The organism is Streptomyces sp. NPDC057939 (genome assembly GCF_042887545.1).
In the GTDB taxonomy this organism is placed as follows: Bacteria; Actinomycetota; Actinomycetes; order Streptomycetales; family Streptomycetaceae; genus Streptomyces.
The window spans coordinates 55510-81269 of record NZ_JBHVPG010000002.1 but is presented as its reverse complement, the minus strand read 5'-3'; the positions used below and the strand labels follow the sequence as shown (position 1 = coordinate 81269).

General features: G+C 73.4%; 23 protein-coding genes. 11 read left to right on the top strand and 12 right to left on the bottom strand.

The features are described 5' to 3' along the window. Positions 1–81: 81 nt before the first annotated feature. The gene (locus ACFVS6_RS02640) at positions 82–489 is read left to right on the top strand and encodes a hypothetical protein (protein ID WP_389700116.1); all 408 of its coding nucleotides are present in this window, start codon (positions 82–84) and stop codon (positions 487–489) included. Positions 490–519: 30 nt separating this feature from the next. Here the strand turns inward: ACFVS6_RS02640 and ACFVS6_RS02635 are convergent, their stop codons facing one another. From ACFVS6_RS02635 to ACFVS6_RS02615, 5 genes are all read right to left on the bottom strand, one after another. Beyond that, entirely contained in the window at positions 520–2307 is a 1788-nt protein-coding gene (locus ACFVS6_RS02635) for a hypothetical protein (protein ID WP_389700115.1), read from the bottom strand. A gap of 25 nt (positions 2308–2332) precedes the next feature. Continuing rightward, positions 2333–3517, bottom strand: coding sequence for a homoserine O-acetyltransferase (locus ACFVS6_RS02630; RefSeq protein WP_389700114.1), 1185 nt, complete (start codon positions 3515–3517; stop codon positions 2333–2335). 38 nt (positions 3518–3555) lie between these two features. Further along, entirely contained in the window at positions 3556–4917 is a 1362-nt protein-coding gene (locus tag ACFVS6_RS02625; RefSeq protein WP_389700113.1) for a bifunctional o-acetylhomoserine/o-acetylserine sulfhydrylase, read from the bottom strand. Between the two features lie 491 nt (positions 4918–5408). Continuing rightward, positions 5409–6854, bottom strand: a complete 1446-nt coding sequence (locus ACFVS6_RS02620) for a basic amino acid/polyamine antiporter (RefSeq protein WP_389700112.1) — start codon at positions 6852–6854, stop codon at positions 5409–5411. An 83-nt stretch (positions 6855–6937) separates the two neighbouring features. Next, positions 6938–8188, bottom strand: a complete 1251-nt coding sequence (locus ACFVS6_RS02615) for an arginine deiminase (protein ID WP_389700111.1) — start codon at positions 8186–8188, stop codon at positions 6938–6940. Positions 8189–8427: 239 nt separating this feature from the next. On the opposite strand from ACFVS6_RS02615, the gene ACFVS6_RS02610 reads away from it, so the two are divergent. Genes ACFVS6_RS02610 through ACFVS6_RS02600 form a run of 3 tightly spaced genes read left to right on the top strand, consistent with a single transcriptional unit; the run spans position 8428 to position 12109 of the window. Further along, the gene (locus ACFVS6_RS02610; protein WP_389700110.1) at positions 8428–9000 is read left to right on the top strand and encodes a 2Fe-2S iron-sulfur cluster-binding protein; all 573 of its coding nucleotides are present in this window, start codon (positions 8428–8430) and stop codon (positions 8998–9000) included. Beyond that, positions 8997–11126, top strand: a complete 2130-nt coding sequence (locus tag ACFVS6_RS02605; RefSeq protein WP_389700109.1) for a xanthine dehydrogenase family protein molybdopterin-binding subunit — start codon at positions 8997–8999, stop codon at positions 11124–11126. Before ACFVS6_RS02610 ends, ACFVS6_RS02605 begins: the two co-directional genes overlap by 4 nt. Beyond that, entirely contained in the window at positions 11123–12109 is a 987-nt protein-coding gene (locus ACFVS6_RS02600) for an FAD binding domain-containing protein (RefSeq protein ID WP_389700108.1), read from the top strand. The genes ACFVS6_RS02605 and ACFVS6_RS02600 overlap by 4 nt, the downstream gene beginning before the upstream one ends. 39 nt (positions 12110–12148) lie before the next feature. Here the strand turns inward: ACFVS6_RS02600 and ACFVS6_RS02595 are convergent, their stop codons facing one another. Further along, complete coding sequence (locus ACFVS6_RS02595) at positions 12149–13648, bottom strand: MFS transporter (protein ID WP_389700107.1); 1500 nt, start codon at positions 13646–13648, stop codon at positions 12149–12151. 314 nt (positions 13649–13962) lie between these two features. Here ACFVS6_RS02595 and ACFVS6_RS02590 point away from each other — a divergent pair, with 314 nt between their 5' ends. Next, entirely contained in the window at positions 13963–15378 is a 1416-nt protein-coding gene (locus ACFVS6_RS02590; protein WP_389700106.1) for an alpha/beta hydrolase family protein, read from the top strand. A gap of 25 nt (positions 15379–15403) precedes the next feature. Here ACFVS6_RS02590 and ACFVS6_RS02585 read toward each other — a convergent pair whose 3' ends face one another. Continuing rightward, complete coding sequence (locus tag ACFVS6_RS02585; RefSeq protein WP_389700105.1) at positions 15404–16819, bottom strand: glycosyltransferase 87 family protein; 1416 nt, start codon at positions 16817–16819, stop codon at positions 15404–15406. Between the two features lie 114 nt (positions 16820–16933). Here ACFVS6_RS02585 and ACFVS6_RS02580 point away from each other — a divergent pair, with 114 nt between their 5' ends. Further along, positions 16934–18076, top strand: coding sequence for a molybdopterin-dependent oxidoreductase (locus ACFVS6_RS02580; RefSeq protein WP_389700104.1), 1143 nt, complete (start codon positions 16934–16936; stop codon positions 18074–18076). Continuing rightward, on the top strand, positions 18076–18483 hold the full coding sequence (locus ACFVS6_RS02575) for a hypothetical protein (protein ID WP_389700103.1): 408 nt from the start codon (positions 18076–18078) through the stop codon (positions 18481–18483). Before ACFVS6_RS02580 ends, ACFVS6_RS02575 begins: the two co-directional genes overlap by 1 nt. Positions 18484–18577: 94 nt before the next feature. Here ACFVS6_RS02575 and ACFVS6_RS02570 read toward each other — a convergent pair whose 3' ends face one another. From ACFVS6_RS02570 to ACFVS6_RS02560, 3 genes are read right to left on the bottom strand one after another with little or no spacing between them, the layout of a single operon-like run. Beyond that, complete coding sequence (locus ACFVS6_RS02570; RefSeq protein ID WP_389700102.1) at positions 18578–19237, bottom strand: methyltransferase domain-containing protein; 660 nt, start codon at positions 19235–19237, stop codon at positions 18578–18580. Further along, positions 19234–19854 carry a DUF2064 domain-containing protein gene (locus ACFVS6_RS02565; protein WP_389700101.1) on the bottom strand — a complete coding sequence of 207 codons (621 nt, stop codon included), beginning with the start codon at positions 19852–19854 and terminating at the stop codon, positions 19234–19236. Before ACFVS6_RS02565 ends, ACFVS6_RS02570 begins: the two co-directional genes overlap by 4 nt. Continuing rightward, the gene (locus ACFVS6_RS02560) at positions 19851–20567 is read right to left on the bottom strand and encodes a glycosyltransferase family 2 protein (RefSeq protein ID WP_389700100.1); all 717 of its coding nucleotides are present in this window, start codon (positions 20565–20567) and stop codon (positions 19851–19853) included. Before ACFVS6_RS02560 ends, ACFVS6_RS02565 begins: the two co-directional genes overlap by 4 nt. A gap of 123 nt (positions 20568–20690) precedes the next feature. Here ACFVS6_RS02560 and ACFVS6_RS02555 point away from each other — a divergent pair, with 123 nt between their 5' ends. Then, positions 20691–21551: a response regulator transcription factor gene (locus tag ACFVS6_RS02555; protein ID WP_389700099.1), complete on the top strand. Its 861-nt coding sequence runs from the start codon at positions 20691–20693 to the stop codon at positions 21549–21551. Further along, positions 21544–22653 carry a sensor histidine kinase gene (locus ACFVS6_RS02550; RefSeq protein WP_385686032.1) on the top strand — a complete coding sequence of 370 codons (1110 nt, stop codon included), beginning with the start codon at positions 21544–21546 and terminating at the stop codon, positions 22651–22653. The genes ACFVS6_RS02555 and ACFVS6_RS02550 overlap by 8 nt, the downstream gene beginning before the upstream one ends. A gap of 28 nt (positions 22654–22681) precedes the next feature. Here the strand turns inward: ACFVS6_RS02550 and ACFVS6_RS02545 are convergent, their stop codons facing one another. Both ACFVS6_RS02545 and ACFVS6_RS02540 read right to left on the bottom strand, forming a co-directional pair. Continuing rightward, complete coding sequence (locus ACFVS6_RS02545) at positions 22682–23686, bottom strand: NAD-dependent epimerase/dehydratase family protein (RefSeq protein WP_389700098.1); 1005 nt, start codon at positions 23684–23686, stop codon at positions 22682–22684. A gap of 52 nt (positions 23687–23738) precedes the next feature. Beyond that, positions 23739–24380, bottom strand: coding sequence for a TetR/AcrR family transcriptional regulator (locus ACFVS6_RS02540; protein ID WP_389700097.1), 642 nt, complete (start codon positions 24378–24380; stop codon positions 23739–23741). A 94-nt stretch (positions 24381–24474) separates the two neighbouring features. On the opposite strand from ACFVS6_RS02540, the gene ACFVS6_RS02535 reads away from it, so the two are divergent. Then, complete coding sequence (locus tag ACFVS6_RS02535) at positions 24475–24903, top strand: nuclear transport factor 2 family protein (protein ID WP_389700096.1); 429 nt, start codon at positions 24475–24477, stop codon at positions 24901–24903. Further along, on the top strand, positions 24900–25751 hold the full coding sequence (locus ACFVS6_RS02530; RefSeq protein ID WP_389700095.1) for an NAD(P)H-binding protein: 852 nt from the start codon (positions 24900–24902) through the stop codon (positions 25749–25751). The genes ACFVS6_RS02535 and ACFVS6_RS02530 overlap by 4 nt, the downstream gene beginning before the upstream one ends. Positions 25752–25760 lie beyond the last annotated feature (9 nt).

The following is a 25760-nucleotide window of genomic DNA, read 5'->3' as shown; positions in this document are numbered from 1 at the left end:
CGCACCGACAGCGAACCTACTCAGGTGCGTTTGAGTACTCCCACTCTGTCCGGGCCGCGTGGGGGAGCCGAGACTGGGGCCATGCGAAATGGATTGCGGAAGCCGGTATCCGAACTGCTCGTGACCCTGCTGCTCGTCGCGGTGGCGGCAGCGTTGTGGGCCGCGTGGCTGGGCTGGGACCAGCAACGGGACGTGCACCCGGACGGTTCCACGACCGGCCCCTACGAGGCGTGGCAGGTCATCGGGCTCGTGCTGACCCTGCTGGTGCCGGTGTACTGGGCGGCGTCCCGCCGCTACGTCACGGCGGCCGTGCTCGGCACGAGCCTCGGCCTGGCCGGTGCCGCCTTCTACGACTGGTCGGACGACGGCAGCGGGCTCTTCGTGATCGGCGTCGCGATGATCCTGATCGGCAGTCTGGTCGTGACCGGTGCACTCTCGCTCCTGATCGTCTCGCGGAAGAAGGAGACCGGTCCGCGCCGGCTGCCCTGAGTACGGGCCGCAAGGCGGGCTCCGGCCCCGTCAGCCGATCGCGGCCAGCGCGGTGCGCGCGGCGCGGCACAGTTGCTCGTCGAGCACGATGCTCGCGCCGTAGCGGCGTTCGGAGGCGATGACCGCGGTGAGGGCCGGTACGGCCGCGGCGGCCGGACGGCCGATCGCGCCGAGCAGGTCGACGGCCCGCAGGAGGAGCGGATCGGCCGCGTGGTCCGACAGCCGCCGCAGTTCGGGGAGCAGGGCCGCCACGGCGGTGTCCGCGTCACCCGTCAGCCGCCACCACGCCCCGGCGGCGCCGACCCGGGTCCACTCGCCGAGGCTGCCGAGCAGGGGCGCGACGTCGTCGGAGCAGTCGGCCGCGAGCGGCCCCAGGTCGGCGAGGTGGGACAGCACCACCCGGCCGCGCCCGGTACGGAGCGCCGCACCGATGACGTCGACCGCCGGCCGCGGATCGCCCGTGATCCGCCAGTGGGCCCAGGCCGCGGTCTGGGCGCCGTGCCGGCGCGGGGGCTCGCGGTACCCGTGGTGGCGGAAGCGCGATGGGCGCAGGTCGCCCCGGGCGAGGTCGTGCAGGAGGCCCGCCGCCCTGCCCGCCGCGGGTCCGATTCCGCCGAGCACCGCGGCCGCCGACCGCGCGTGCGGGGTGTCGAGCAGTCCGATCAGCTCGTTGGTGGCCGGTGCGCCGGTCGGACCCCAACCGGCGAGGATCAGCAGGGCCTCCTCGGGCCGGTCGCCCGCGAGCCGGACGCGCAGCGCGGGCAGCACCTCCGGGGCCCACCGCGCGGGCAGGGACGCGACGCCCAGCCACGCATCGTGTGACCGCTTCAGGACGAGCGGCAGGGCCCGCGGATCACCCGCCCCGATGAGGCCCCTCATGACGTTGCCGGAGGTGTGCCCTTCCCGCCGGGCGAACGGGAGCAGCAGATCGGTGTACGGGGAGATCCGGGTGCCCGCGTCGGCGATGATCGCGCCGGCCGCGCCGGCCACGAGGCTGTCGTCGTCGGCCAGTCCCGCGAGGACCGTCTCCCAGGTACCGGTCGGCGGATGACGCCTGGTGCGCAGCAGTTCGCCGGCCCGGTCGACGGCCGCTCGACGCGGCGCGGACTGTCCGGAGGTTTCGCCCCGTGCGGCGGTCTCCTCCGCGCGGGCCGCCTGCCCCGCCGCCGGCTGCGCGGTTCGGGCGGCGAGCCGCACGTGCGGATCCGCGTGGTCCAGCCAGGACTCCCACCAGTCGGGGGGAGCCGTCGCGCCGAGCGCGGCCAGGACCTCGCCGGCGGCCAGGAGGTGGCAGCCCAGTACGTAGGGGTCGGACTCCACGTCGGCCTGTCGCCGCAGGGCTTCGAACGTGGCCGGATCGGCCGCCCGTACGTGTTCCGCGGCTCCGGCGGCGGCCGCGCGGACCTCGGGGCAGTCGTCGGAGAGCAGGGCGGCGGCGGCACGCTGGCCATCGACCAGGACGGCCTCCAGGAGGGCGTCCGCGCGGAGCGACCCCGCTCGGAGGGCGTCGGCGGTCCGGATGACCACGTCGAGCACGCCGATCCGGTGCCGTCGATCGAGCTCGGGAAGCACGACCAGCAACTCCGAGAGCAGCGGCCGCAGGATGCCCGGCTTCCGCCACCAGCCCAGGTAGGGCTCCAGACGGTCCCACGAGACCTGCCGGTGCCGGCTCCCGGGCGTGAGCAGGCCGCGGAGCAGCCCGGGTATCTCCTCCTGCCCCTCGGGCACGCCCTCCAGGACGTGCCACGGCTCCGCGGCCGCCGCCCCGGGGCCGCGCCCGTTCCGCCGACGCCACAACCGGCCCACCATTTCGATCACGCCGGGCAGGGTACCGGCGCGGGGCTCATCCGTTCGACGAATTCGCGGAGCTGCGGAGATCCCGCGCACCCCGTGCGTCGTGGCCGTCGTCCAGGAGCTCCCGCACCAGCACCGCGACCTGTTCCGTCTCGATGAGGAAACCGTCGTGGCCGAACGGCGATGCGATCACCCGGACCCCGTCCGCCGAGGGGATCCCCGCGGCCAACTCCGCCTGCTGCGACAGCGGGTAGAGCCGGTCGGAGTCCACCCCCGCCACCAGCGTCCGCGCCCCGACCCGGCCGAGGGCGGAGCGAGTGCCGCCCCTGCCCCGGCCGACGTCGTGGGCGTTCATCGCCTCGCACAGCACGACGTAACTGGCCGCGTCGAAGCGCCGGACCAGCTTGGCCGCCTGGTGGTCGAGGTACGACTCGACCTGGTAGCGGCCGCCCAGCCGAGGGACCTCCCCGTCCTGCGGGCGGTGGCCGAACCGGGCTTCGAGCTCCGCGGCGCCGCGGTAGGTGGTGTGGGCGATGCGGCGGGCGACGCCGAGACCGATGTGCGGGCCGCGCCCCGGTCCTGCGTCGTGGTAGTCGCCGCCCCGCCAGTGGGGGTCGGCGCGGATCGCGTGGAGCTGCGCCGAGGTCCACGCGATCTGGTCGGCGCTCGCCGCCGCGGGACAGGCGAGCAGCAGCAACGCCGCCACCCGCCGCGGAAACGACACCGACCACTCCAGGGCGCGCATCCCGCCCATGGACCCGCCGACCACCAGCGCCCACCGGTCGATGCCCAACGCGTCGGCGAGCCCCGCCTCGGCGAGCACCTGGTCGCGCTGCGTCAACCGGGGGAACGAGCCCGCCCAGCGGCGGCCGTCGGGACGGAGCGAGGCGGGCCCGGTGCTGCCCTGACAGCCGGCGAGGACGTTCGGGGCGACGACGAACCAGCGGTCGGTGTCGAGGGCCAGACCCGGGCCGACCAGCGCGTCCCACCAACCGTGCGTGGGATGACCGGGCCCGGCCGGACCGGCGACGTGACTGTCACCGGTGAGCGCGTGCAGCACGAGGACCGCGTTCGAGGCGTCGGGGTCGAGACGCCCCCACGTCTCGAACGCCAGGGTCACGCCCGGCAGCCGACCGCCGCCCTCCAACCGCAGGTCACCCACCCGGTGGTGCCACCGCCGGTGCCCCGCCGGGTCCCCCTCCCGCCACGCGCCGGTGGCCGGAGGGGGACCCACGGGAGCGCCCGCCGGTGGCGGGGGCGGCCCGTCGGGGTTCAGGACGCCTCCTTCGCCGCCCGGAAGCCGGCCTCCAGGTCGGCCTTGAGGTCGGCGAGGTTCTCGATGCCGACGGAGAGGCGCACCAACCCGGGGGAGGTTCCGGTGGCCGCGAGCTGCGCCTCGTCGAGCTGGCTGTGGGTGGTGGAAGCGGGGTGGATGATGAGGCTGCGCACGTCACCGATGTTGGCGAGGTGACTGAAGAGCTCGACCGCGTCCACGAAACGCCTGCCCGCCTCGGCGCCGCCCTCCAACTCGAAGGCGAGCACGGCTCCGGCGCCGCGCGGCAGGTAGCGGCGCCCGGCCTCGTACCAGCGGTTGGAGGGCAGTCCGGGGTAGTGCACGACCGAGACCTCGTCACGCCCCTCCAGCCACTCCGCCAGCGCCTGCGCGTTGGACGTGTGGCGCTCCAGGCGCAGGCTCAGCGTCTCCACCCCCTGGAGGAGGAGGAAGGCGGAGTGCGGCGCGATCGCCGGACCGAGGTCGCGCAGCAGCTGCACGCGCAGCTTGACCGCGTACGCGCCCGGTCCCAGCGCCGGCCAGTACCGCAGGCCGTGGTAGCTGGGGTCCGGCTCGCTGAAGTCGGGGAAACGCTCGGCGTGGGCGCCGAAGTCGAAGGTTCCGGCGTCGACGACGACACCGCCGATGGTCGTGCCGTGGCCGCCGAGGAACTTCGTCGCCGAGTGGACGACGACATCGGCGCCGTGCTCGATGGGGCGCAGGAGGAACGGGGTGGGCACCGTGTTGTCGACGATCAGCGGCAGCCCGGCCTCGTGCGCCACGTCGGCGACGGCGCGGACGTCCAGCACGTTGCCGCGCGGATTGCCGAGGGTTTCCGCGAACAGGGCCTTCGTCCCGGGCCGGATGGCGCCGCGCCACGCATCGAGGTCGTCCGGGTCGTCGACGAAGGACACCTCGATGCCGAACCTCGGCAGCGTGTGCCGGAACAGGTTGTAGGTGCCCCCGTAGAGGGAGGCGCTGGAGACGATGTGGTCGCCCGCGCCGGCCACGTTCAGGATGGCCAGCGCCTCGGCCGCCTGGCCGGATGAGAGGGCGACGGCGGCGACTCCGCCTTCGAGCGCGGCGATCCGCTGCTCGAAGACGTCCTGGGTGGGGTTGTGGATGCGGGTGTAGATGTTTCCGGGCTCGGCGAGGGAGAAGAGGTCCGCCGCGTGCTGGGTGTCGCGGAAGACGAACGAGGTGGTCTGGTAGATCGGAACCGCCCGCGCGCCGGTGGTCGGGTCGGGGGCGGCCCCCGCGTGCAGTTGCTTCGTCTCGAACGACCAGGCCGAGGTGTCGGGGCCGCTCGCCTCGTCCTGGGGCGTGTGGCCTGCGGTGACGGCGTCGATCGGCTGGCTCATGCTTCTCCTTGGTACGCGTACGGTGCCCGGCAGGGCAGGGCGGAGCCGGGCGATGTGGTGTGGTGCGGTGCGGCGCCGATGAGTGGCGGTGGCACGGGAGGGGAGCCCGCCGCACGGAGCTCCGACGGAGCCCGTGCCTACGGGGGGACTACGGCGCGGGAGGGGTCACCGAGCGGCAGCGTGCCGTGAGCCGGGCCCGCGGAGGGGCAGCAGCGGTGGCACGGTGCGCGGGAATCGGGAGGAGGTGCGACTTCGGTCGCGGCGCCGCGTCAGAGGGCGGCGGGACAGGCCGTTGTCGTGACACGCACGTAGTCCACGTGGCGACGGGTCACGAGTACGGTGGTCATGCCCCCAGGTAACCACAGTTGGAGGGCACGCACCAGCGACCCGGGCAACCCGACACCGGACAACCGTCAAGCCGCCGCGAGCGGTTGGAGCGGGAGGTGGGGAGGCGGGGGAGGCCGGGGAGGTCGTGCGGGAGTCCTCCCGCCTCAGAGCTCGATCCAGCCCGTGGCCAGGGCGACGATCCCCGTGATGGCGCCGATGACGGAGACGACGAGGATGACCACCTCGCGCGGGGAGAACAGCCTGCGCCCCTGCTCGCGCCGGGCCATCACGAACAGGACGGTCGCGGGCGCGTACAGGATGAAGGAGATCAACACGAACTTCGGACCCGCCGCGTAGATCAGGAAGGCCGTGTAGAGGGTGGCCAGTACGGACACCACGAGTTCGCGCCGGCGGCCCCCACCGGCCTCGTCCGCGGGCGCGAGGGCCACCTTCACGGCGAAGGCCGCGGCGAGGAGGAAGGGGATGAGCGAGAGGGAGCTCGTCAGGTCGAGGGCGAAGTTGAAGGCGTCGTCGGAGAACAGGGTGACGACCAGCACGATCTGCGACAGCAGGGTCGTCATGACGAGCGCCGGCACCGGAACGTCCTGGGCGGTGGCGCGGGCGAGGAAGCGCGGCATGTCCTTGTCCTTGGCGGCCACGAACAGCACCTCGGCCGCCATCAACGTCCAGGCCAGGTAGGCCCCCAGGACGGAGACGATGAGCCCGATGCTGATCAGCACCTGGCCCCAGGTGCCGACGGCGGCCTCCAGCACACCGGCCATGGAGGGCTGGCGGAGTTCCGCGATCTCGCTCATCGGCAGGATCCCGTAGGAGACGACCGTCACGGACGCGAACACGGCGAACACGCTGAGGAAGCCGAGGATGGTGGCCCGCCCGACGTCCTCGCGGCGCTCCGCGTGCCGCGAGTACACGCTCGCCCCCTCCACCCCCAGGAACACGAACACGGTGGCCAGCATCGTGCCGCGCACCTGGTTGAAGAGCGACCCGGCGTAGTCGGCGCCCGCGAAGTTGTCGGCGAACACGCCCGGGTCGAGGCAGAAGAGCGCCAGCAGGATGAAGACGATGATGGGGACGAGTTTGGCGACGGTGACGATCCTGTTGATCGCCGCGGCCTCCTTCACGCCCCGCCGGATGAAGGAGAAGAAGAGCCACAGCCCGACGGACGACAGGACGGCCGCCAGGACGGTGTCGCCGTCCCCGAGGGCCGGAACGACGGCTCCGATCGTGGACATGATCAGGACCCAGTACGTCACGTTGCCGACGCAGGCGCTCGCCCAGTACCCGAAGGCCGAGAAGAAGCCCAGGTACTCGCCGAACCCGGCCTTGGCGTAGGCGTAGACCCCCGCGTCGAGCTCGGGCCTGCGCACGGCGAGCGTCTGGAAGACGAAGGCGAGCATCAGCATGCCCGTGCCCGCGACCGCCCACGAGATGAGGGCGCCGGCCACGCCCGTCTCCTGGGCGAAGCGGCGCGGCAGGGAGAAGACGCCCGCGCCGACCATGGACCCGACCACCAGGGCCGTGAGGGTGAAGAGGGGGAGTTTCGCCGCCGGCGCGGAGCCCGGTGACGCGGTCGCTTCTGCCTGGGACATGCGGTTCCTCGACGGCGCTCGGGAGTGGTCGGCCGGGTGCGGCGGCCCGGGGGAAGGGACGCTGCCCCCGGGCGTACGGGACGTCAGAAGGCGACGGGTTCCCGGATGAGCGGGCACGTCATGCAGTGGCCGCCGCCGCGGCCCCTGCCCAGTTCGGCGCCGACGATGGTGATGACCTCGACCCCGGCCTTGCGCAGCAGCGTGTTGGTCTGGGTGTTGCGGTCGTAGGTGAAGACGACCCCCGGCTCCAGGGCGACCGCGTTGTTGCCGCTGTCCCACTGCTGCCGTTCGGAGGCGTACACGTCGCCGCCGGTCTCGATGACCCGCAGGGAAGGCAGTCCCAGGCCGGCAGCCACGACCTCGACGAAGGCGCGCGAGCCCTCGTCGGTCACGTGCACCCCGGACGGCGCGTCGCCGGGCCGGAGCGTGAACGTGTGGACCGAGTCCATGATCTTCGGGTAGAGCGTGACGATGTCCCGGTCGGCGAAGGTGAACACGGTGTCCAGGTGCATCGCCGCCCGCAGCTTGGGCATCCCGGCCACGATGACCTGCTCGGCCGCCCCGTTGCGGAACAGGGACTCGGCCACCTGGGTGACGGCCTGCCGGGACGTGCGCTCGCTCATGCCCATGAGGACCACGCCGTTGCCGACGGGCATGATGTCCCCGCCCTCGAACGTGGCCTGGCCCCAACCCCGTTCGGGGTCGCCCCACCACACGGTGGCGTCCTTGAAGTCGGGGTGGAAGGTGTAGACGGCCTTCATGAGCAGCGTCTCGTCGTGGCGCGCCGGCCAGTACAGGGGGTTCAGGGTGAGTCCGCCGTACAGCCAGCAGGTGGTGTCCCTCGTGTACAGGGTGTTGGGCAGCGGCGGCATCAGGTACTCGCGCACGCCGGTGGACTCCCTGGCCAGCGCGACGTACGGCGTCCGGAACTCGTCGGGCAGGTCCGTCGTGGCGAGACCGCCGATGAGGAACTCGGACAACTGCGCCGGCGTGAGCGACTCCAGGAAGCCGCGGGTGCTGTCGATGAGTCCGAGACCGACCTCGTTGGGCACGATCTTGCGGTCCAACAGCCAGTCCCTGGCACCCGGGACCGCCAGCGTCTCGGCGAGGAGCTCGTGGAGCTCGACCACCTCCACCCCGCGGACGCGGAGCTTGTTGACGAAGTCGGCGTGGTCGCGCTGGGCGTTCTCCACCCACATCACGTCGTCGAAGAGCAGGTCGTCCGCATTGCTCGGGGTGAGTCTCCGGTGGGCCAGACCGGGGGCGCACACGAGCACCTTGTGCAGCCTTCCGACCTCGGAATGCACGCCCAGGACGCCCGCCGCAGAGTTCATGGCTCTTCCTTGCCCGTAGCCGAATGTACGGGCACCATCGCACGGAGTGGCCGTCCGTCGGCTCTGCGGCAGGGGATGTCCCGTGGCGATGAACGCGCATGGAGTAAGGGCTCCGTTTCCGGCCGCCTCGCTCGTAAGGCGGAAGATCCAGTAGGGGCGTAGCGTGGAGCCGCGGGAATACGAGGGCCCGCCCGCCGGTGCGAGCAGGGCCCGCAGCGCTGGAACGGGGGTCGTGCCTCATGGTCGGAGCCCAATCACCCGGGGTTGTCGAGAAGGCCCCGGCAGTCCACGGGGCCGAGGCCACCCCGGTGGTCCACGTGGAAGTCGTGCTCAACGTCAACGGCGAGGATCGCCGCCCGATGGTCGACACCAGGTTGTCGCTCCTGGACGTCCTGCGCGATCACCTCGGTCTGACCGGAGCCAAGGCCGGCTGCGATCGGGGCCACTGCGGATGCTGCACCGTTCTGGTGAACGGACGGCGCGTGTACAGCTGCTTGACCCTTGCCGTCGCCTGCGGCGGCGCGCGCGTCGTGACGGTGGAGGGCCTCGGCGGGCCGGATCTCCACCCGTTGCAGGAGGCGTTCATCACCCGTGACGCCTTCCAGTGCGGCTTCTGCACCCCCGGCCAACTGTGCTCCGCCATCGGGATGCTCGACGAGGCCGCCCGCGGATGGCCCAGTTCCGTGACCGGTCGGCCCGGCTCCGGGCGGGCCCTGTCGGCGCCGGAGATCCGTGAACGCATGAGCGGGAACCTGTGCCGCTGCGGCGCGTACCAGAACATCGTCGCCGCGATCACGGACGTGGCGCCGTGAGGCGCGCGCCCGCCGGCGGGTCCGGCGGTGCGTCCATCGGCGCGTCCCCTCCTCGGCGGGAGGCGCGGGAGAAGGTCACGGGCAGCGCTCGCTACACAGCGGACGTGGCCCTGCCGGGGCTGGCGCACGTGGCGGTGGTCCCGGCGGAGATGATTCACGGGCGGGTCACGGGTGTTCACCCCGAGGACGCCCTCGCCCGGCCCGGAGTACTGGCCGTGCTGCACGCGGCCAACTGCCCCCGCCTGAACGGGACGGACGGCGCCGACCTCGCCGTCCTCCAGTCCCGATCGGTCGTCCACCGGGGCCAGTTCGTCGCCGCGGTCGTCGCCGAAACCCCTCGGATCGCCCACGAGGCGGCGCGGACGGTGCGCGTCGACTACGCCCCCGGTCCGCACCGGCTGAGCCCCGACACCCCGGGAGACGGATTCCACCGGCCTCCGGACCACGGCCCCTTTTTTCCCACCGACTGCTCGCACGGCGACGTGGAGTACGCCCTGTCGCACGCACCGGTACGGATCGAGGCCACCTACACCACTCCGCTGTACCACCATCACGCCCTCGAACCGCACGGGACCGTCGCGTACTGGCACGACGGCGCGCTGACCGTCTTCGACACCACGCAAGGACCCTCGGGCACGCGCGACATCCTCGCGCGGCTCTTCGGGATCAGCCCCGACCAGGTGCGCGTCATCGCCCGACACGTGGGGGGAGGCTTCGGTTCGAAGGCCGCGCCGAGAGCACATCTCGTCCTCGCCGCCGTGGCGGCACTCGTCGTCGGACGGCCGGTCAGGACCGCCCTCACCCGGGAGCAGCTCAGCGTCGTCGCCGGGTACCGGCCGCCGACCGTGCAGCGCGTCCGTCTCGGGGCGGAGGCGGACGGGCGGCTCCTGGCCGTGTCGCACGTGTCGTTCGAGCAGACGTCCTTGACGAGCGACCACTGCGAGTACCCGGCCGCACCCACCCGCACCATGTACGCGGCGCCGAACCGCGAGACCAGGCACTGGCGGACGCGGCTGAACGTTCCCTCCCCGACCTGGATGCGAGCGCCGGGAGAATGCCCGGGAATGTTCGCGCTGGAGTCCGCCATGGACGAACTGGCCGTCGCGTGCTCCGTCGACCCGGTCGAACTGCGCCTGCGCAACGACACCGCGAACGATCCGCACAGCGGTCGGCCCTTCAGCACCCGCAACCTCGCCGCCTGCCTGCGTCTGGGGGCGGAGCGGTTCGGCTGGGCCGACCGGGACCGCCTCCGAGCGGAACGCGGCGACGGGCGCCGGCTCGTCGGCATGGGCGTGGCCGCGTCGACCATTCCGCAATACCGGTTCCCCTCCCGGGCGAGCGCGCGCACCGATGACCTCGACCGCTACACCGTGCGCATCGCGGCCGTTGACATCGGTACCGGGGCGCGCACGGTCCTGGCCCAGATCGCCGCCGACACCCTGCGCGTCGACGTGGAGCGGGTCACGGTCGAGGTCGGCGACAGCGCCCACCCGGCGGCCAGTTGGGCCGGGCGGTCGAGCGGGACGACATCGTGGGGGACAGCGGTGGTGCGTGCCTGCGAGGGTCTGCGCTCCGCCATCGGACGGTGCGGCGGCCGCGTGCCGGACGGCGGCCTGGAGGCCACCGCCGACACCCTCGACGAACTCGCCACGCCGCGCACCCACTCCCAGCACGCGTTCGGGGCGCAGTTCGCCGAGGTCACCGTGGACACGTCGACCAGGGAGATCCGGGTGCCGCGCATGCTCGGCGTCTTCGCCGTGGGGCGCGTGATCAATCCCGTCACGGTGCGATCGCAGTTGGTCGGCGGCATGGTCATGGGCCTGTCCATGGCGCTGTGCGAGGTGGGCGTCATCGACCGGACGTACGGGCACTTCCACACCCGCGACCTGGCCGCCTACCACGTGGCGACCTTCGCCGACGCTCCCGGGATCGAGGCGATCTGCATCGACGAGGAGGACTTCCACACGAGTCCCACGGGGTCCAAGGGCGTCGGCGAGATCGGCATCGTCGGGACGGCCGCGGCCATCGCCAATGCCGTCCACCACGCCACCGGTCACCGGATCCGTGGGCTGCCGCTCGATGTGCGCGCTCTGATGGAGGCGGCAGAGCCGGGAAACGGGACATGAAACCGTTCCGCTACGAACGCCCCTCCACCGTTCGGGAGGCCGTCGCGCTGGTCGAGGGCGATCCCGGGGCCGAGTACGTGGCCGGCGGCACGAACCTCTTCGACCACCTCAAGCTGGGCATCGCCCGACCGCACCTCCTGGTCGACGTCACCGGCCTCGCCCTGGACGGCGTCGAAGCCCTCCCCGGAGGCGGCGTACGCATCGGAGCCACCGTCCGCAACGCGGATCTCGCCGCCCATCCCGAGATGCGCGAGCGCTACCCGGTCGTCTCGCAGGCGCTTCTGGCCGGTGCCTCACCGCAGTTGCGCAACATGGCCACCCTGGCGGGGAACCTGATGCAGCGCACGCGGTGCCCCTACTTCCTGAACGTGGAGACCCCGTGCAACAAGAGGGAACCCGGATCCGGTTGTGCCGCCGCGCAGGGGCACGCCGAGCACAACGCGGTGCTGGGCGCGTCGCGGAGCTGTGCGGCCGTGCACCCCTCCGACCTGGCCGTGGCGCTGTGCGCCGTGGACGCGACGGTGTGCGTACTGGGCCCATCGGGCACGCGCCGCATTCCCGTCACCACCTTGTACCGCTTGCCCGGGAACCACCCCGAGCGGGACACCGTGCTCGGGCACGGAGAACTGATCACGGCGGTCGAACTGCCCGCGCTGCCGATGGCGGCCCGCTCCCGCTACCGCAAGGTCGGCGACCGGGCCTCCTTCACCTTCGCGCTGGCGTCGGTCGCCGTGGCGGTCGATCTCGACGGGCACACGATCAAGGACGTGCGCGTCGTCCTCGGCGGACTGGCGACCAGGCCCTGGCGCGCGACGCGCGCGGAAGCCGTCCTGCGGGGCGCCCCGGCCGACGCGGACCGGTTCGTGGCAGCCGCGGTCGAGGAACTCTCCGCCGCCCGCACGGTCCCCGCCAACGCGTACAGGGTTCCGCTGGCGCGCGACACGCTGGTGGCCACCCTCCGCGATCTGTGCGGACAGGAGTGAACGGGGTCCACCGGACGCCGCCGTCGGCGTGGGCGCCCCTCACCCGCGATCGTCCGGCTTCCGGCCCGACTCGGCGAACTTGCGGGGCAGGAAGGCGACCGACACGGCCGCGACGAACAGCACCGCGGCGCCCACGTGGAACGCGGCCGAGACGGCGGTGGTGACCGCGCCCCTGAGCACCGGCAGCAGGTCGGCGGGGATCCCGGTGGGCAGGGGGGACCCGTGCTGCGCGGCCGCGACCGCCTTCCCGATGGAGCGCTCGATCCGCTCGAAGTGGCCGGAGGGCAGCCTTCCGTCCCGCAACAGGACCTGCTGGAGCCGGGCGCTCTGCGTGTGTGCCACGATCGCGCCCATGACCGCGAGGCCCAGCGCCGCGCTGATCTCCCGCCCGGTCTGGATGACCCCTGCCGCGTAGCCGCGCATCCGTGGGGTGGTGCCGCCCAGCGCGGTGGTCCAGGCCGGGCTGACGCAGAGCCCCATGCCGATGCCCATCGCGCAGAACGAGGCCACCAGCCAGCCGTACTCCTGCCGGTGCAGGGCCGCAGCGGCGGACACCAGGGCCGCCACGCACAGACCCATGCCGATGCCGAGGGGAACGCGCGGCCCCCGGCTGTCGCAGAGCCGTCCGCCGAGGGGCGCGAACACGACCGTGGGGAGGGTGAGCGGCAGCACGGCGACCCCGGCCTCGAAGGCGGACATGCCCGCGACGTCCTGGAGCCAGATGACCCCGAACACCGCGAATCCCACGAACGCGAAACGCACCGTGGAAATGACGGCCGCCCCCACCGCGAACTCCTTGTGGGCGAACAACTCGAAGTGGATGAGCGGATGGGCGATCCGGCGTTCGCGTACGACCAGGAACGTCATCAGCGTGCCCGCGGTGGCGAGCAGCGACACGACGGCGACCGAGGACCATCCCCAGTACCGCGCCTGCATGAGAGCCAGGACCAGGCACACCAGAGCGCCGATCAACAGGGGTGCGCCCGCCCAATCGACCCGTTCGCGCCGCGGCCGCTCGTCGTCGAGCAGGAGGCGTGCGAGGGCCACCGCGGCGATGCCGATGGGCGGGTTGACGAAGAAGATCGCACGCCAGGAGAACGCCGACGTCAGCACGCCCCCGATCAGCGGGGCCGCCCCGTAGAAGAGCGTGGAGACGCTGGACGAGATGCCCATGGCCTGGCCCCGGTCCCGGGGCCCGAACGCCTTGAAGATCAGTACCTGGGACGCGGGCCGAAGGAGCGCCGCGCCGACACCCTGGACAGCGCGCGCGGCGATGAGCCAGGCCTCCGACTGGGCCGTCCCGGCGGCGATCGAGGCGACGACGAACAGCAGCGTGCCGAACCGGAAGGTGCGCTCGTGCCCCAGCACGTCGCCGACGCGTCCACCGATCACGCTCATGGAGGCGAAACCGAGCAGGTACGCGCTGATGACCCACTGGAGCCCGGTGGACGAGGCGTCCAGGCTCCGCTGGATGGTCGGGAGGGCGACCAGCACCACCAGGGCGTCGATGGCGATCATCGACGAGGCACAGGCCATCACGCCCAGGACCCACCAAGGGTGAGGCCTGCTCAGGATTTGCTGCCGCCGTTTCACACGTCCTCTTCCGGTGGATCCCGAGCGGCGGATCCCCGCGAACCGGGCGGGAACCCGGCTCGCATCGACAGGGCAGGAAGTCGCTCACGTGCGAACGCAGCCTACGACGGAGGGGGACCACCCGCCCCGCTCCCCGCCCGGCGTCGGACGGGGCACCTGCGGGCCGGCGGTGGGGCCGGTACCGGTGCGGCGCCGGTGGGTACCCCGTTCGGAGCAGGGCGAGAGGTGGGCGGACCGGGCCGGGACTACGTTCGGTTGGTATGACGTCCATATCAGGCGACCGGGAAACCGGTCCCACCCGCCGTGCCCTGTTCCTCGCCGGCGCGGGAGCGGCGCTCGCCGCGGGCTGCGCCCCCGCGGGCACGTCAGGCGCGTCCGCGCCCGTCCTGCGTGCCACTCCGTCGCCCAGCGCGAGCGCGTCCGCAGCCGGGGCCGACATCACCCCCGGCGTGATGACGCTGTTCAAAGACCCCGGGTACAACTTCAACGGCCTCCTCGCGCTCGGTGGCTCCGGCGCCGGTTCCGCCGAGGTCGGCGAGGTCCTCACCGCGGTGAACACGATCAACGGGGCCGGCCTCTCCGCGCAGACGTACGTCGAGACCTTCCGCAAGCTCGGCGACCAGCTCCTGAAGGCGCCGCCCGGCGCGCCGGCCGACGACCAGACCAAGCGGTTCCGTGCCCTGCGCGCCGCCCAGTACTACGGCCAGGCGCTGTTCTTCGTCCTCGGTTCCGACGATCCGGGCAGCGAACAGCAGCTGTACCAATCGGGGCGCGACGCCTGGGACACCTTCTGCGACCTGTGCCAACCCGCCCCGGTGAAGGCCACCGTCCCGTACGGCACGACGCCGATGCCGGTGTGGTTCTTCCGCCCCGACACCTCGAACACCCCCCGCCCCACCGTGATCCTCACCAACGGCAGCGACGGCCAGAACGTCGACATGTGGACCTACGGCGTGCCCGCCGCACTCGAACGCGGCTGGAACGCGCTCGTCTACGACGGTCCGGGCCAGGGACAACTGCTCTTCGTCGACCAAGTGGTGTTCACCCCCACCTGGGAGAAGGTCGTCAGCCCCCTCATCGACTGGTTGTCCGCCCGCCCCGACGTGGACACCGACAGGATCGCCCTGACCGGTCTGAGCATGGCCGGGGACCTCGCACCGCGGGCCGCCGCCTTCGAGAACCGGATCGCCGCACTGGTCGCGATGCCGGGCTGCGTCGAGCCGTGGCTGGGCTTCCCGCCCGAGATCCGGCAGATCCTCACGCCGAACAAGGAGGAGACGAACAACATCTGGAACAAGGAGGTCGTCCCCGAACTGCCTCCGGACGCGGCCGCCGTCATGAAGAAGCGGTTCGAACCCTTCTCCATCCCGGCGATGCTCGACGCCCGCAAGGGCAAGCTGTTCACCGACTTCTACACGCCCGCCACCCGCATCCAGGCGCTGGCGATCACCTCCGTCGTCAGCCGGATCAAGGCACCCACCCTGGTGCTGGACTACGACGGCGAGCAGTTCTACCCGGGCCAGCCACGGCAGTTGTACGACAAGCTGACGTCACCGAAGGACTACGTGAAGCTGACCGCCGCCCAGGGCGCCCAACTGCACTGCTCGCCCATGGCCCCACAACTCCACTGCGAGGTCGTCTTCGACTGGCTCCAGGAAACGATGTCGGGCAGCTGACCGATCGCCGACGGGCGGTGCGCCCTCAGGCAGTTGCGCCACGACGGCTCCCGCGCGCGTCGTCGCCGGCCGCGCGGCGCGCGCCCCGTCGGCGCAGCGCGGTGACGGCCAGGACGAGCACGACCGCCGCGCCGTACGCGGTGTTGCTCACCGACGCCCGGTGGCCGAACTCCGGGGCGAGGACGTACACGGCGGCGCCCGCGAACGCGATACCCAGCCACTCCCAGCGCCCGTCCAGCGCCACCAGGGCGACCAGGAGCAGGGCGTACCAGCAGTAGCCGGGTGTCAGCAGCGCGAACGCCCAGCCGGTGACGAGGAGGGCCCCGCTCCACGGCCGGCGCGGGTCCCCGCGCCGCATCACGTACAGGCAGACGGCTGCCAGGGCCGCCAGGAGCACGGGCAACGCCCAGGCGTCGGGCAGCACCAGGCGCAGCAGCGAGTAGCGGGAACCGGACTCGGGGTCCTGGTAGCCCTCCTCCTCCACGTAGCCGCCCAGGTACCCGAACACCGAGCCGTGCGAGACGAGGACGTATGGCAGGTAGGCCAGCGCCGTGAAGCCGGCGGCGGGGACCAGGACGACGGCGGCGTCCCGGACGCGGCGCACCCCGGACAGGGCTCCCGGCAGCACGACGGCGGGCATGAGCTTGGTGGCGACGGCCGCGCCGAGGACCAGGCCCCCGCCGGCCCGCCGGCCCGGCCCCCGGGCGGCGACGAGACCGAGGCCGACCACCGCGAGCAGCGCTCCCAGGACGTCCACGTGCGCGTTGTTGACGGCCTCGACGGGCACCGCCGGACACCAGGCCCAGTACGCGGCGTCGCGAAGGTCACGGCCGCGCCGGCGCAGGATCAGCAGGCAGGCCCCCGTCACCCCGACGGAGAGCAGGGCGCCGCCGATCTGGAGCGGCTTGTACCGGGAGCCCTCGGGCGCGAGCCGGTCGACCGCCAGGAAGTAGACCTCGGCGACGGGCGGGTAGATGGTGTGGACGGCGGGCCTGTTGATCCGGGTGCAGTGGGCCACCCCACCGGCGTGGGGGACGGGTGCCAGGTCGGGGCCCGCGCAAGCCGCTGCGGTGGGGAACAGCCAAGTGTCCCGCAGTCGGGCGAGCGCCGGATCCTGCGGGGCGTGGTCGTACGGGGAGATCCCCGCGGACTGGACGCGACCGTCCCACGCGTAGCGGTACGAGTCCGTGCTGGTGCGGGGCGCCGCGACCAGACCGGTCAGGGTGACGGCGAGCGCTCCGGCGACGAGCAGGGGCGCGACGTGCCCGGCCGGTACCCGGCGCAGCGCGAGCAGCGCGAGGACGAACAGGCCCCAACAGAGCAAGTACCACCCCAGCAGGCCGACCGGATCCGTGAAGTGGCCGTCGTACCGCACGGTGAGGACGAGGGCCGCGACGAGGGCGGTGAGGGCGGCGGAGGCGAGGAGGGTGCGCGGGTTCACCTGCGCAAGCGTTCCAGCAAGCACCCCTCGCGGGGCCCGCGACGCCCGCGACGTCCGTGTTCCGTAAGGTGTCGCGGCGGCCCGCGGACCGGCCCGCGGGGGTGTGATGGGGACATGCGCTTCACGTTGCCCCCCGGACCGCCGATCACCTTCAAGGCACGGCTGCACGACGCCCGTACGGCGACGGCCATCGGCCGGTGGCTCGGCCCGGCCTTCGCCGTCTGTTTCGCGACCGGCCTGCTGAGCCATTTCCTCCAGCATCCACCGGGATGGGCGGTCGACCTGCTGCCGAGCCGCCCCTCCTGGGGGTACCGGCTGACGCAGGGGCTCCACGTGGCCTCGGGCATCGCGGCGATCCCCCTCCTCCTGGCGAAGCTGTGGACGGTGTACCCGCGCCTGTTCGTCCGGCCGCCGGTGCGCTCCGTGCTGCACGGGTTGGAGCGGCTGTCGGTCGCGGTGCTCGTCGGGGCCTCCCTGTTCGAGCTGTTCACGGGACTGCTGAACACCTTCCAGTGGTATCCGTGGCCGTTCGACTTCGTGGCGACCCACTTCGCGGTCGCCTGGATCGTCATGGGCTCGCTACTGCTGCACATCGCGGTGCGGTGGCCCGGGATCCGGGACCACTTCACCCTCCGCTCGCCCGGCACCCTCGCCCTGCCCGAGACCGACGGACCCGACCGGCGCCGGCTCCTCACCGGGATCGCGGCCGCGGTGGGAGCGGTCACCCTCACGACCGTCGGGCAGTCCGTCACGCCGCTCGGCCGGATCGACCTGTTCGCTCCGCGCAGCCCCGCCCACGGCGTCCAGGGGCTGCCGGTGAACCGTACGGCCGCCGCCGCCCGCGTCACCCGGGCGTCCCTGTCCGGCTGGCGGCTCACCGTCGACGGCCCCCGCCCGCTCACCCTGACGCCGGAGGAGCTGCGCGCCCTGCCCCAGCACGAGGTGACCCTGCCCATCGCGTGCGTCGAAGGATGGAGCATGTCCGCCCGATGGACCGGTGTACGGGTTCGTGACCTGTTGGAACTTGCCGGTGGCAGCCCGTCCTCGCGGGTCCGGGTGGTGTCCCTGGAGGAGGCCGGGGCCTACCGGGTGATGGACATGGGCCGGCTCTACGCACAGGACCCGCTCACGCTGCTCGCACTGCGCCTGAACGGGGAGGTGCTGTCGCTCGACCACGGCTATCCGGCACGCATCATCGCCCCGAACCGGCCCGGCGTGCTCCAGACCAAGTGGGTCGGCCGACTGGAGGTGCGGTGATGCGGATCCGGTACCTGCTGGGAGCCCTCGGCCTGGCCCTGATCGGCTGGGGTTGCCTGCTGCTCGGTCGGGAACCCCGGCCGTGGCGGATCGTCGTGTGGCTCGGGGGAGCCGTCGTCGCGCACGACGGCCTGGTCGCCCCCTTCGTGATCGCGGTCGCCGCCCTGGTCGCCGCGGTCGGACTGCGGATGCGCGCGGTCCCGCGCGCCGCCCTGATCGTCGCGGGCTCGCTCACCGCCGTCGCCCTGCCCCCGCTGCTGCGCCCCGGAGCCGCGGCGAACCCGACGGTGCTGCCGCTGGACTACCTGCGCAACTGGTTGCTCGCCATGGCGGCCATCGCCGTGCTGACCCTCGGGTACGAGGGCACCCGAGCCGTCCTGCGCCGGGCACGCCGCCGCCGACCCTGAGCGCGGGGGGCACCGGGCACGCATGGCGGACGCGGCGGGCCCGGTACGCGCGGCGGGCGGATCCACCGCCCGCCGTGCGTGCCCGCCCGGCCGCTCAGCGACGCAGGTGCACGAAGTGCCGGCCCGCCGCCCTCCAGCTCACCGACGGTGTCCAGCCGGCGGCCCCGGCCTCCGCGCACAGGGCGCGGGCGCCGAGCCGGGCCCACCAGAACGGCGATCCGTGCCCGCCGCGCCCGTCCTCCACGTGCACCTCGACGCGTTCGTCCACGTCGGTGGACACCACCTCGACCAGCAGGGACCCCTCGGGCGCCGCCAAGGCGGCGGCACGGCGGAGCAGCCGCCCGGGGTCACCACCGATGCCGATGTTGCCGTCGATGAGCAGCACCGTGCCCCAGCCGCCCTCGCTCGGCAGCGGGTCGAACACCGAACGGCACAGGGCGCTGCCACCCGTGCGCACGGTCCGCGAAACCGCCTCCGGCGTCACGTCCACGCCCAGCGCCGGGCGCCCCAGTCGGGCGAGCGCGGCGACGAGTCGGCCCGGACCGCAGCCCACGTCCAGCACGGACCCGGTACAGCGGGCCAGCACCGTGTCGTCGGCCTCGTCCGCGTCCGCGCACCAGCGCTCGACCTCCAACGGGAGCAGCCGCCCGTCCCGACGGCGCAGGTAGAGCGGCCCCCGGCCCGCCCGCAGGGCGTCGGCGTACGGGTCGGCGCGCCAGCTGCGGCCGGCGGGTTCCGTCAGCTGGGCGGTCACCGGGTCACCCCGGACAGCTCGCCGTACAGGCGCGCGAAGCGGGATCCAGGGGCCGCCGCCGCGACCCGCGCCGCATCGGCCGGAGTGTCCACGTCGCACAGCTCGGGCAGGTCCCGTACGGCGAGTCCGGCCTCGATCAGGCGTCGGCGCTGCACCCGCCCGGTGTCCGGCGCCGACATCGGGACCCCGCGCAGCAGCGCCGGATCCGGGGCTGCCAGGCCGAGGGCCCAGAACCCGCCGTCGTCCGCCGGTCCGAACCAGGCGTCCGCCGCGGAGAAGTCCAGTCCCCGCCGGAGCTCGTCGGGTGTGACCTGCGGGGTGTCCATGCCCACGAGCAGGGCGGGCCCGTCCGCCGAAGCGAAGGCGGCGGCGAGCCGGGCGTCCAACCCGCCCGCACACTGCGGCACGACCTCGATGCCGGCCGGGAGCCACGCCCCCGGCCGCCCGTCGAGGACCAGGACCCGCCGCCGGGCGGGCGTCGCCAGGACCGCCGCCAGGGTGTCCTCCAGCGCGGCACGCGCCAGATCGGCGGCCTCCTCGGGTGTGAAGGCCGTGGTCAGTCGGGTCTTGACGCGTCCCGGAACGGGAGCCTTGGCGATGACGAGGAGCGTGCTCACGCGGACACCCCCCGCACCGGCGCGTCGCCGCCGACGGCCGGTTCGGCCAGCACCCGGCGCATGTCGCGCACGGCGTGCCAGGTGCCGCGCCAGGTTCCCGTGACCTTCGACCTCCCGGCGCGCGGCAGGTACGGGACGTCCGTCTCGGCGATCCGCCAGCCCGCGTCGGCGGCCCGTACGACCATCTGGAGCGGGTATCCGCTGCGCCGGTCGGTCAGGTCCAGTCCGAGGAGCGCCTCCCGGCGGGCGACCCGCATCGGGCCGAGGTCGCGCAACCGCAGTCCGGTGCGGCGGCGCACCATGCGCGCGAGCGCCAGGTTGCCGGCGCGGGCGTGCGCCGGCCACGCGCCGCGGCCCTGCGGGCGGCGCCGACCGAGCAGCAGGTCCACCTCTCCGGACGCGACCCGCGCCGCCATCGCGCCGAGCAGGCCGGGGTCCATGGAGGCGTCGCAGTCGCAGAAACAGACCAGGTCGGCCCGGGCGGCCAGCAGGCCGGCGTGGCAGGCGGCGCCGAAACCGCGGCGGTCCTCGTGCACGACGGTCGCCCCGAGGTCGCGGGCGATGTCCGCGGAACCGTCGGTCGAACCGTTGTCCACGACGATGGCCCGCCACCCGGCCGGCACGCGTGCCAACACCCAGGGAAGCGCCCGCGCCTCGTCGAGGCAGGGCAGTACGAGATCCGCGCGGGGCGGAGCACAAGCAGAAGGAGTCACCCTCCACACCGTAGGAACCGGACGGCCGGTGAAGGCGTTTCAAGACCTTACGAAACGCGGACACCGCCCCGGACGCCCAGGGTCCGGGCACCGTCCACGGCGGCACGGTGACACCCTGGAGGCATGGCACCGAGCAACGAACAGCGCACCGGGACGGATCGGACCACCGACCGGGAACCGACCACGGGGGAGACGGGCGGCCTCGTCCTGGTCGTGGACGACGATCCCACCGTCTCGGAGGTGGTCACCGGCTACCTGGAACGCGCCGGTTTCACCGTGCTCCGGGCCGCCGACGGTCCGACCGCGCTCGACGCCGCCGACCGCCACCGGCCCGACCTGATCGTCCTCGACCTGATGCTGCCCGGCATGGACGGCCTGGAGGTCTGCCGCCGCCTGCGGGCCCGCGAACACGGAACGACCCCCGTCCCCGTGGTGATGCTCACCGCGCGGGGCGACGAGGAGGAGCGGATCCTCGGCCTGGAGGTCGGCGCCGACGACTACGTGACGAAACCCTTCAGCCCGCGCGAGCTGGTCCTGCGCGTACGGTCGGTCCTGCGCCGGGCCTCGGCCCACCGCGGCTCGGAGGCCGGGGCCGGTGGCCCCCTGCTCGCCGCCGCCGGTCTCACGATGGATCCGGCGGCCCGCCGGGTCGCCAAGAACGGAAGCGAACTCGCCCTCACCCTGCGCGAGTTCGACCTCCTCGCCTATTTCCTGGGGCACCAGGGGCAGGTCTGTGACCGGGAACGGCTGATGCGGGAGGTGTGGGGTTGGGACTTCGGTGACCTGTCGACCGTCACCGTCCACGTCCGCCGGCTGCGCGGGAAGATCGAGGACGATCCGGCGAACCCGCGACTGATCAAGACCGTCTGGGGCGCCGGCTACCGCTTCGAGGCGGGCCCGGCGACGGACCCTGCTCCCACCGGTACGGCTTCCGCCGCCGGCGCTGCTCCCACCGCGGTCCGGACGGAGGACGGCCATGCGTGACCTGCTGCTGATCGCCCTGTACGCGCTCCTCGGCGCCTGTGCCGTCGGTCTCCTCGGAGCGGCCGCCCTGCGGGTCCTGCGCCGACGCAGCATCGCCGTCTCGCTGGCCGTCGTGGCGGCCGTCGCGGTCTCCGCCATGCTGGCCGGGACGCTCACGGTCGCCTGGGCGATGTTCCTCTCCTCCCACGACCTCGCCGTCGTGACCACCGTCGTGGCGATGGCCGCCGCCGTGTCCCTGGCCACGGCCCTGCTCCTCGGTCGCCAGGTCGTCCGGCGTTGCCGGGAACTCGTCCGCGCCGCCGGGGACTTCGGTGAGGCCGGCACCTTCACGGCCCCCACCGTGCCGGCCCCCGCGGAACTCGCGGCGCTGAGTCGGGAGTTGGCGCTCACCAGCGAGCGCCTCGCCGCGTCCCGCGAGCGGGAACGCGCCCTGGAGACCTCGCGCCGTGAGCTCGTGGCCTGGATCTCGCACGACCTGCGCACCCCGCTGGCCGGCCTGCGCGCCATGTCGGAGGCGTTGGAGGACGGGATCGTGGCCGATCCGGCGCGCTACCACCGCCAGATGCGGGCCGAGGTGGAGCGGCTCAACTCCATGGTGACGGACCTGTTCGAACTGTCCCGCATCCACGCGGGCGCACTGAACCTGACCCCGACCCGTCTGTCGCTCTACGACCTCGTCGGCGACGCGCTCGCGGGCGCCGACGCCCTGGCCCGCCAACACGGCGTTCACCTCGCCGGTGACGAGGTGGCCCCGCTCCCGGTCGAGGTCGACGGCAAGGAGATGACCCGAGTCCTGTCCAACCTCCTCGTCAACGCGATCCGTCACACCCCGGCCGACGGTACGGTCGCCATCGCCGCCGAGCGTCGGGCCGGTGCGGTGGTGGTGTCGGTCACCGACGCCTGCGGCGGCATCCCCGAGGAGGACCTCCCGCGCGTGTTCGACACCGGATGGCGCGGTACTCCGGCCCGTACCCCTCCGTCCGGGGCGGGCCTGGGACTGGCGATCGTCCGGGGCATCGTCGAGGCCCACGCCGGGCACGCGGACGTCCGCAACGTACCTGGCGGATGCCGCTTCGAGCTGACCCTCCCGGCCCCCGTGTAGTACGGGCCGGGGGGTCGCCGCCCCCGGGTCAGGACCGTGCGGGAGCCCCGGCCCCGGCGGCCAGTTCGGCCATTCCCGCCGCGAACGGCACCGCCGTGGTCCAGCCCAGTTCTCCGCGCAGGCGCGCCGAATCGGCCGTGATGTGGCGGACGTCCCCCAACCGGTACTCGCCCGTCACGACGGGGGTCGGTCCCGCGCACGCGGCGGCCAGCGCCGCGGCCATCTCCCCGACCGTGCGCGGCTCGCCGCTGCCCACGTTGTAGGCGGTGAAGCCGGGCCCGTCGGCCAGGGCGTCGAGGGCGACGGCGTTGGCCGCCGCGACGTCCCGCACGTGGACGAAGTCGCGGCGCTGCCCGCCGTCCTCGAAGACCTGCGGCGCCTCGCCCCGGGCCAGCGCCGAACGGAACAGCGCGGCAACGCCCGCGTACGGGGTGTCGCGCGGCATCCCGGGTCCGTAGACGTTGTGGTAGCGCAGCGAGACCACCCGTCCTCCGGTGGCCCGGGCCCAGGAGGACGCGAGGTGCTCCTGGGCGAGCTTCGTGGCCGCGTACACGTTCCTGGGGTCCATGGGGGCGTCCTCGGCCACCAGGCCCGGAGCCAGGTCGGCGCCGCAGTCCGGGCAGCGCGGTTCGAACCGGCCGGCCGCGAGGTCCTCCTCGGCCCGCGGGCCGGGCCGCACGACCCCGTGCGCGGGGCACTCGTAGCGGCCCTCCCCGTAGACGACCATCGACCCGGCGAGCAGCAGCCGCCGCACGCCCGCCCGGGCCATCGCGGAGAGCAGGACGGCCGTACCGAGGTCGTTGACGGAGACGTAGTCGGGGGCGTCGGCGAAGTCCTTGCCCAGGCCTACCTTGGCCGCCTGGTGGCAGACCGCGTCCACCCCGCGCAGGGCTTCGCGTACCGCGTCCGGATCCCGCACGTCCCGTCCGTCGGACGCCAGGTCGAGGACCACGGGATCGTGTCCCCGGTCGGTCAGTTCCGCCACGATGTGCGAGCCGATGAAGCCCGCTCCGCCACTCACCAGTACGCGCATGCCCCGACGCTATGCCGCGGGCGGGGGGCGTGGCGGGCCGACCGGCCGCACGTCACGGATCCGTAAGGACGTCCGCGCGGACGGGGTCCGTCCGCTCCGCCGCCCGGCGTGCTCCCGCATCGAGCACCGAGGCGGTGAAGTCCGCCAGTCGGCGCCGGAGTTCCTCGCGCGGTACCGCCTTCTCGCCGGCCAGGTACGCGACGAGGTCGGCCCGGGTGGCGGCGAGCAGCGCGTGGGCGGTGAAGTCGCACGAGGTCAGACCCGGGATGCGCTCCAGCAGGTCGCGGAGCAGCGCGTGCCACCGCTCGTAGTGTTCCGTCCGGTACGGGCTGTCGGCGCCGCTCGTCTCCAGGGCCAGGGCGAGGTGGCGGTTGTCGAGCTTGAGGCACAGGACGGCGTCGAGCAGGGCGGGTACGCGTTCGAGGGGCGCCGTTCGCGGACCCAGGGGTGCCGGGCCCGCCTCGACCGCTTCCCGGACCGGTTCGAGCCGAGCCTCGTACAGCGCGCGGATCAGGCCGGTGCGGTCGCCGAAGGAGCGGAAGAGGGTGCCCTTGCCGACGCCGGCCGCCGCCGCGATGTCGGCCATCGTGACGTCCTCCGGGTTGTGGCACTCGGTGAAGAGGGCGTCCGCGGCGGCGAAGATGGCCGCCCGGTTGCGGGCGGCGTCCTTGCGTGGCTTGCGTTCGGCAGTCATGGCGTTCCCTCGGGTTGCAAAGCGGACCGGCGGTCCGTATCTTCGTCACGAGAAGCGGACCGCTGGTCCGTATCGTACGGGACGGAGAGCCCCCATGCCCGAAACCACCTCGCCGACGGACCTGTACCGCCACGGCCTGCGCCTGCTCCTCGACAAGGACATCGCCTCCTGGGTCGCCCTGTGGGCCGAGCACGGCGTCATGGAATTCCCCTTCGCCCCGCCGGGTTGGCCCGAGCGACTGGAGGGCCGGGGGGCCATCGCCGCCTACATGCGCGACCACCCCGACCACATCGACCTGCACGACATACCCGACCTGCGGATCCACCGGACCGCCGAACCCACGACCATCGTGGTCGAAATGCGCGGCGTGGGCCGCGTGGTCGCGACCGGAGCCCCCTTCGACATGACCTACATCGCCGTCGTGACCGTCGAGGACGGCCGGTTCACCTCCTACCGCGACTACTGGAACCCCCTCGCCGTCCACGAACCCGGCCTGGACTTCGCGGGGAGCACCGCCCGATGAACGTCACCGGAACGACCTTGGTCATCGGCGCCACCGGCACCACCGGCAGCCGAACCGCGGCGCGACTGATCGCCGCCGGCCGGCGGGTCAAGGCCGCGAGCCGACGCGCCACCCCGCTCCCGGGCGCGGACCCGGTCCGCTTCGACTGGTACGACCCCGACTCCCACGGCCCGGCCCTCGCCGGAACGGACCGTCTCTACCTCGTGCCACCCGTCGGCGACCCGGACCCGGCCGCCGTCATGCTGCCCTTCCTCCGCCAGGCGCGCGCCGCCGGCGTCCGGCGGGCCGTGCTCCTCAGCTCCTCCGCCATCCCCGAGGGCGGCCCGGCAGTGGGCCGGGTCCACCGGGCCCTGCCCGGCCTCTTCCCCGAATGGGCGGTGCTGCGCCCCTCCTGGTTCATGCAGAACTTCACCGGCGCCCACGCCCACGCCGACAGCATCCGCGACGACGGCGCCATCCTGACGGCGGCCGGAACGGGCCGGGTCGGGTTCGTCGACGCCGACGACATCGCCGCCGTCGCCGTACACGCCCTCACCGACGACCGCGCACCCAACACCGACCTGGTCCTCACCGGCCCGCAGGCGCTCGCTCACGACGACATCGCGGCGGTCCTCACGGACGTCACGGGCCGCCCCGTGGTCCACCACCACCTCCCGCACGACGCCATGGTGGAGAGGCTGGCCGAGGCCATTCCCCGGGATTTCGCCCTGCTGCTGGCCGGGATGGACCGGGCCATCGCAGAGGGTGCCGAGGACCGCACCACCGACACCGTGCGACGCCTCACCGGCCGCCCACCGAGCGACTTCCGGACGGTCGCCGAACGCGAGCTGCCCGTACGGAGGGCCTAGGGCCGCCTC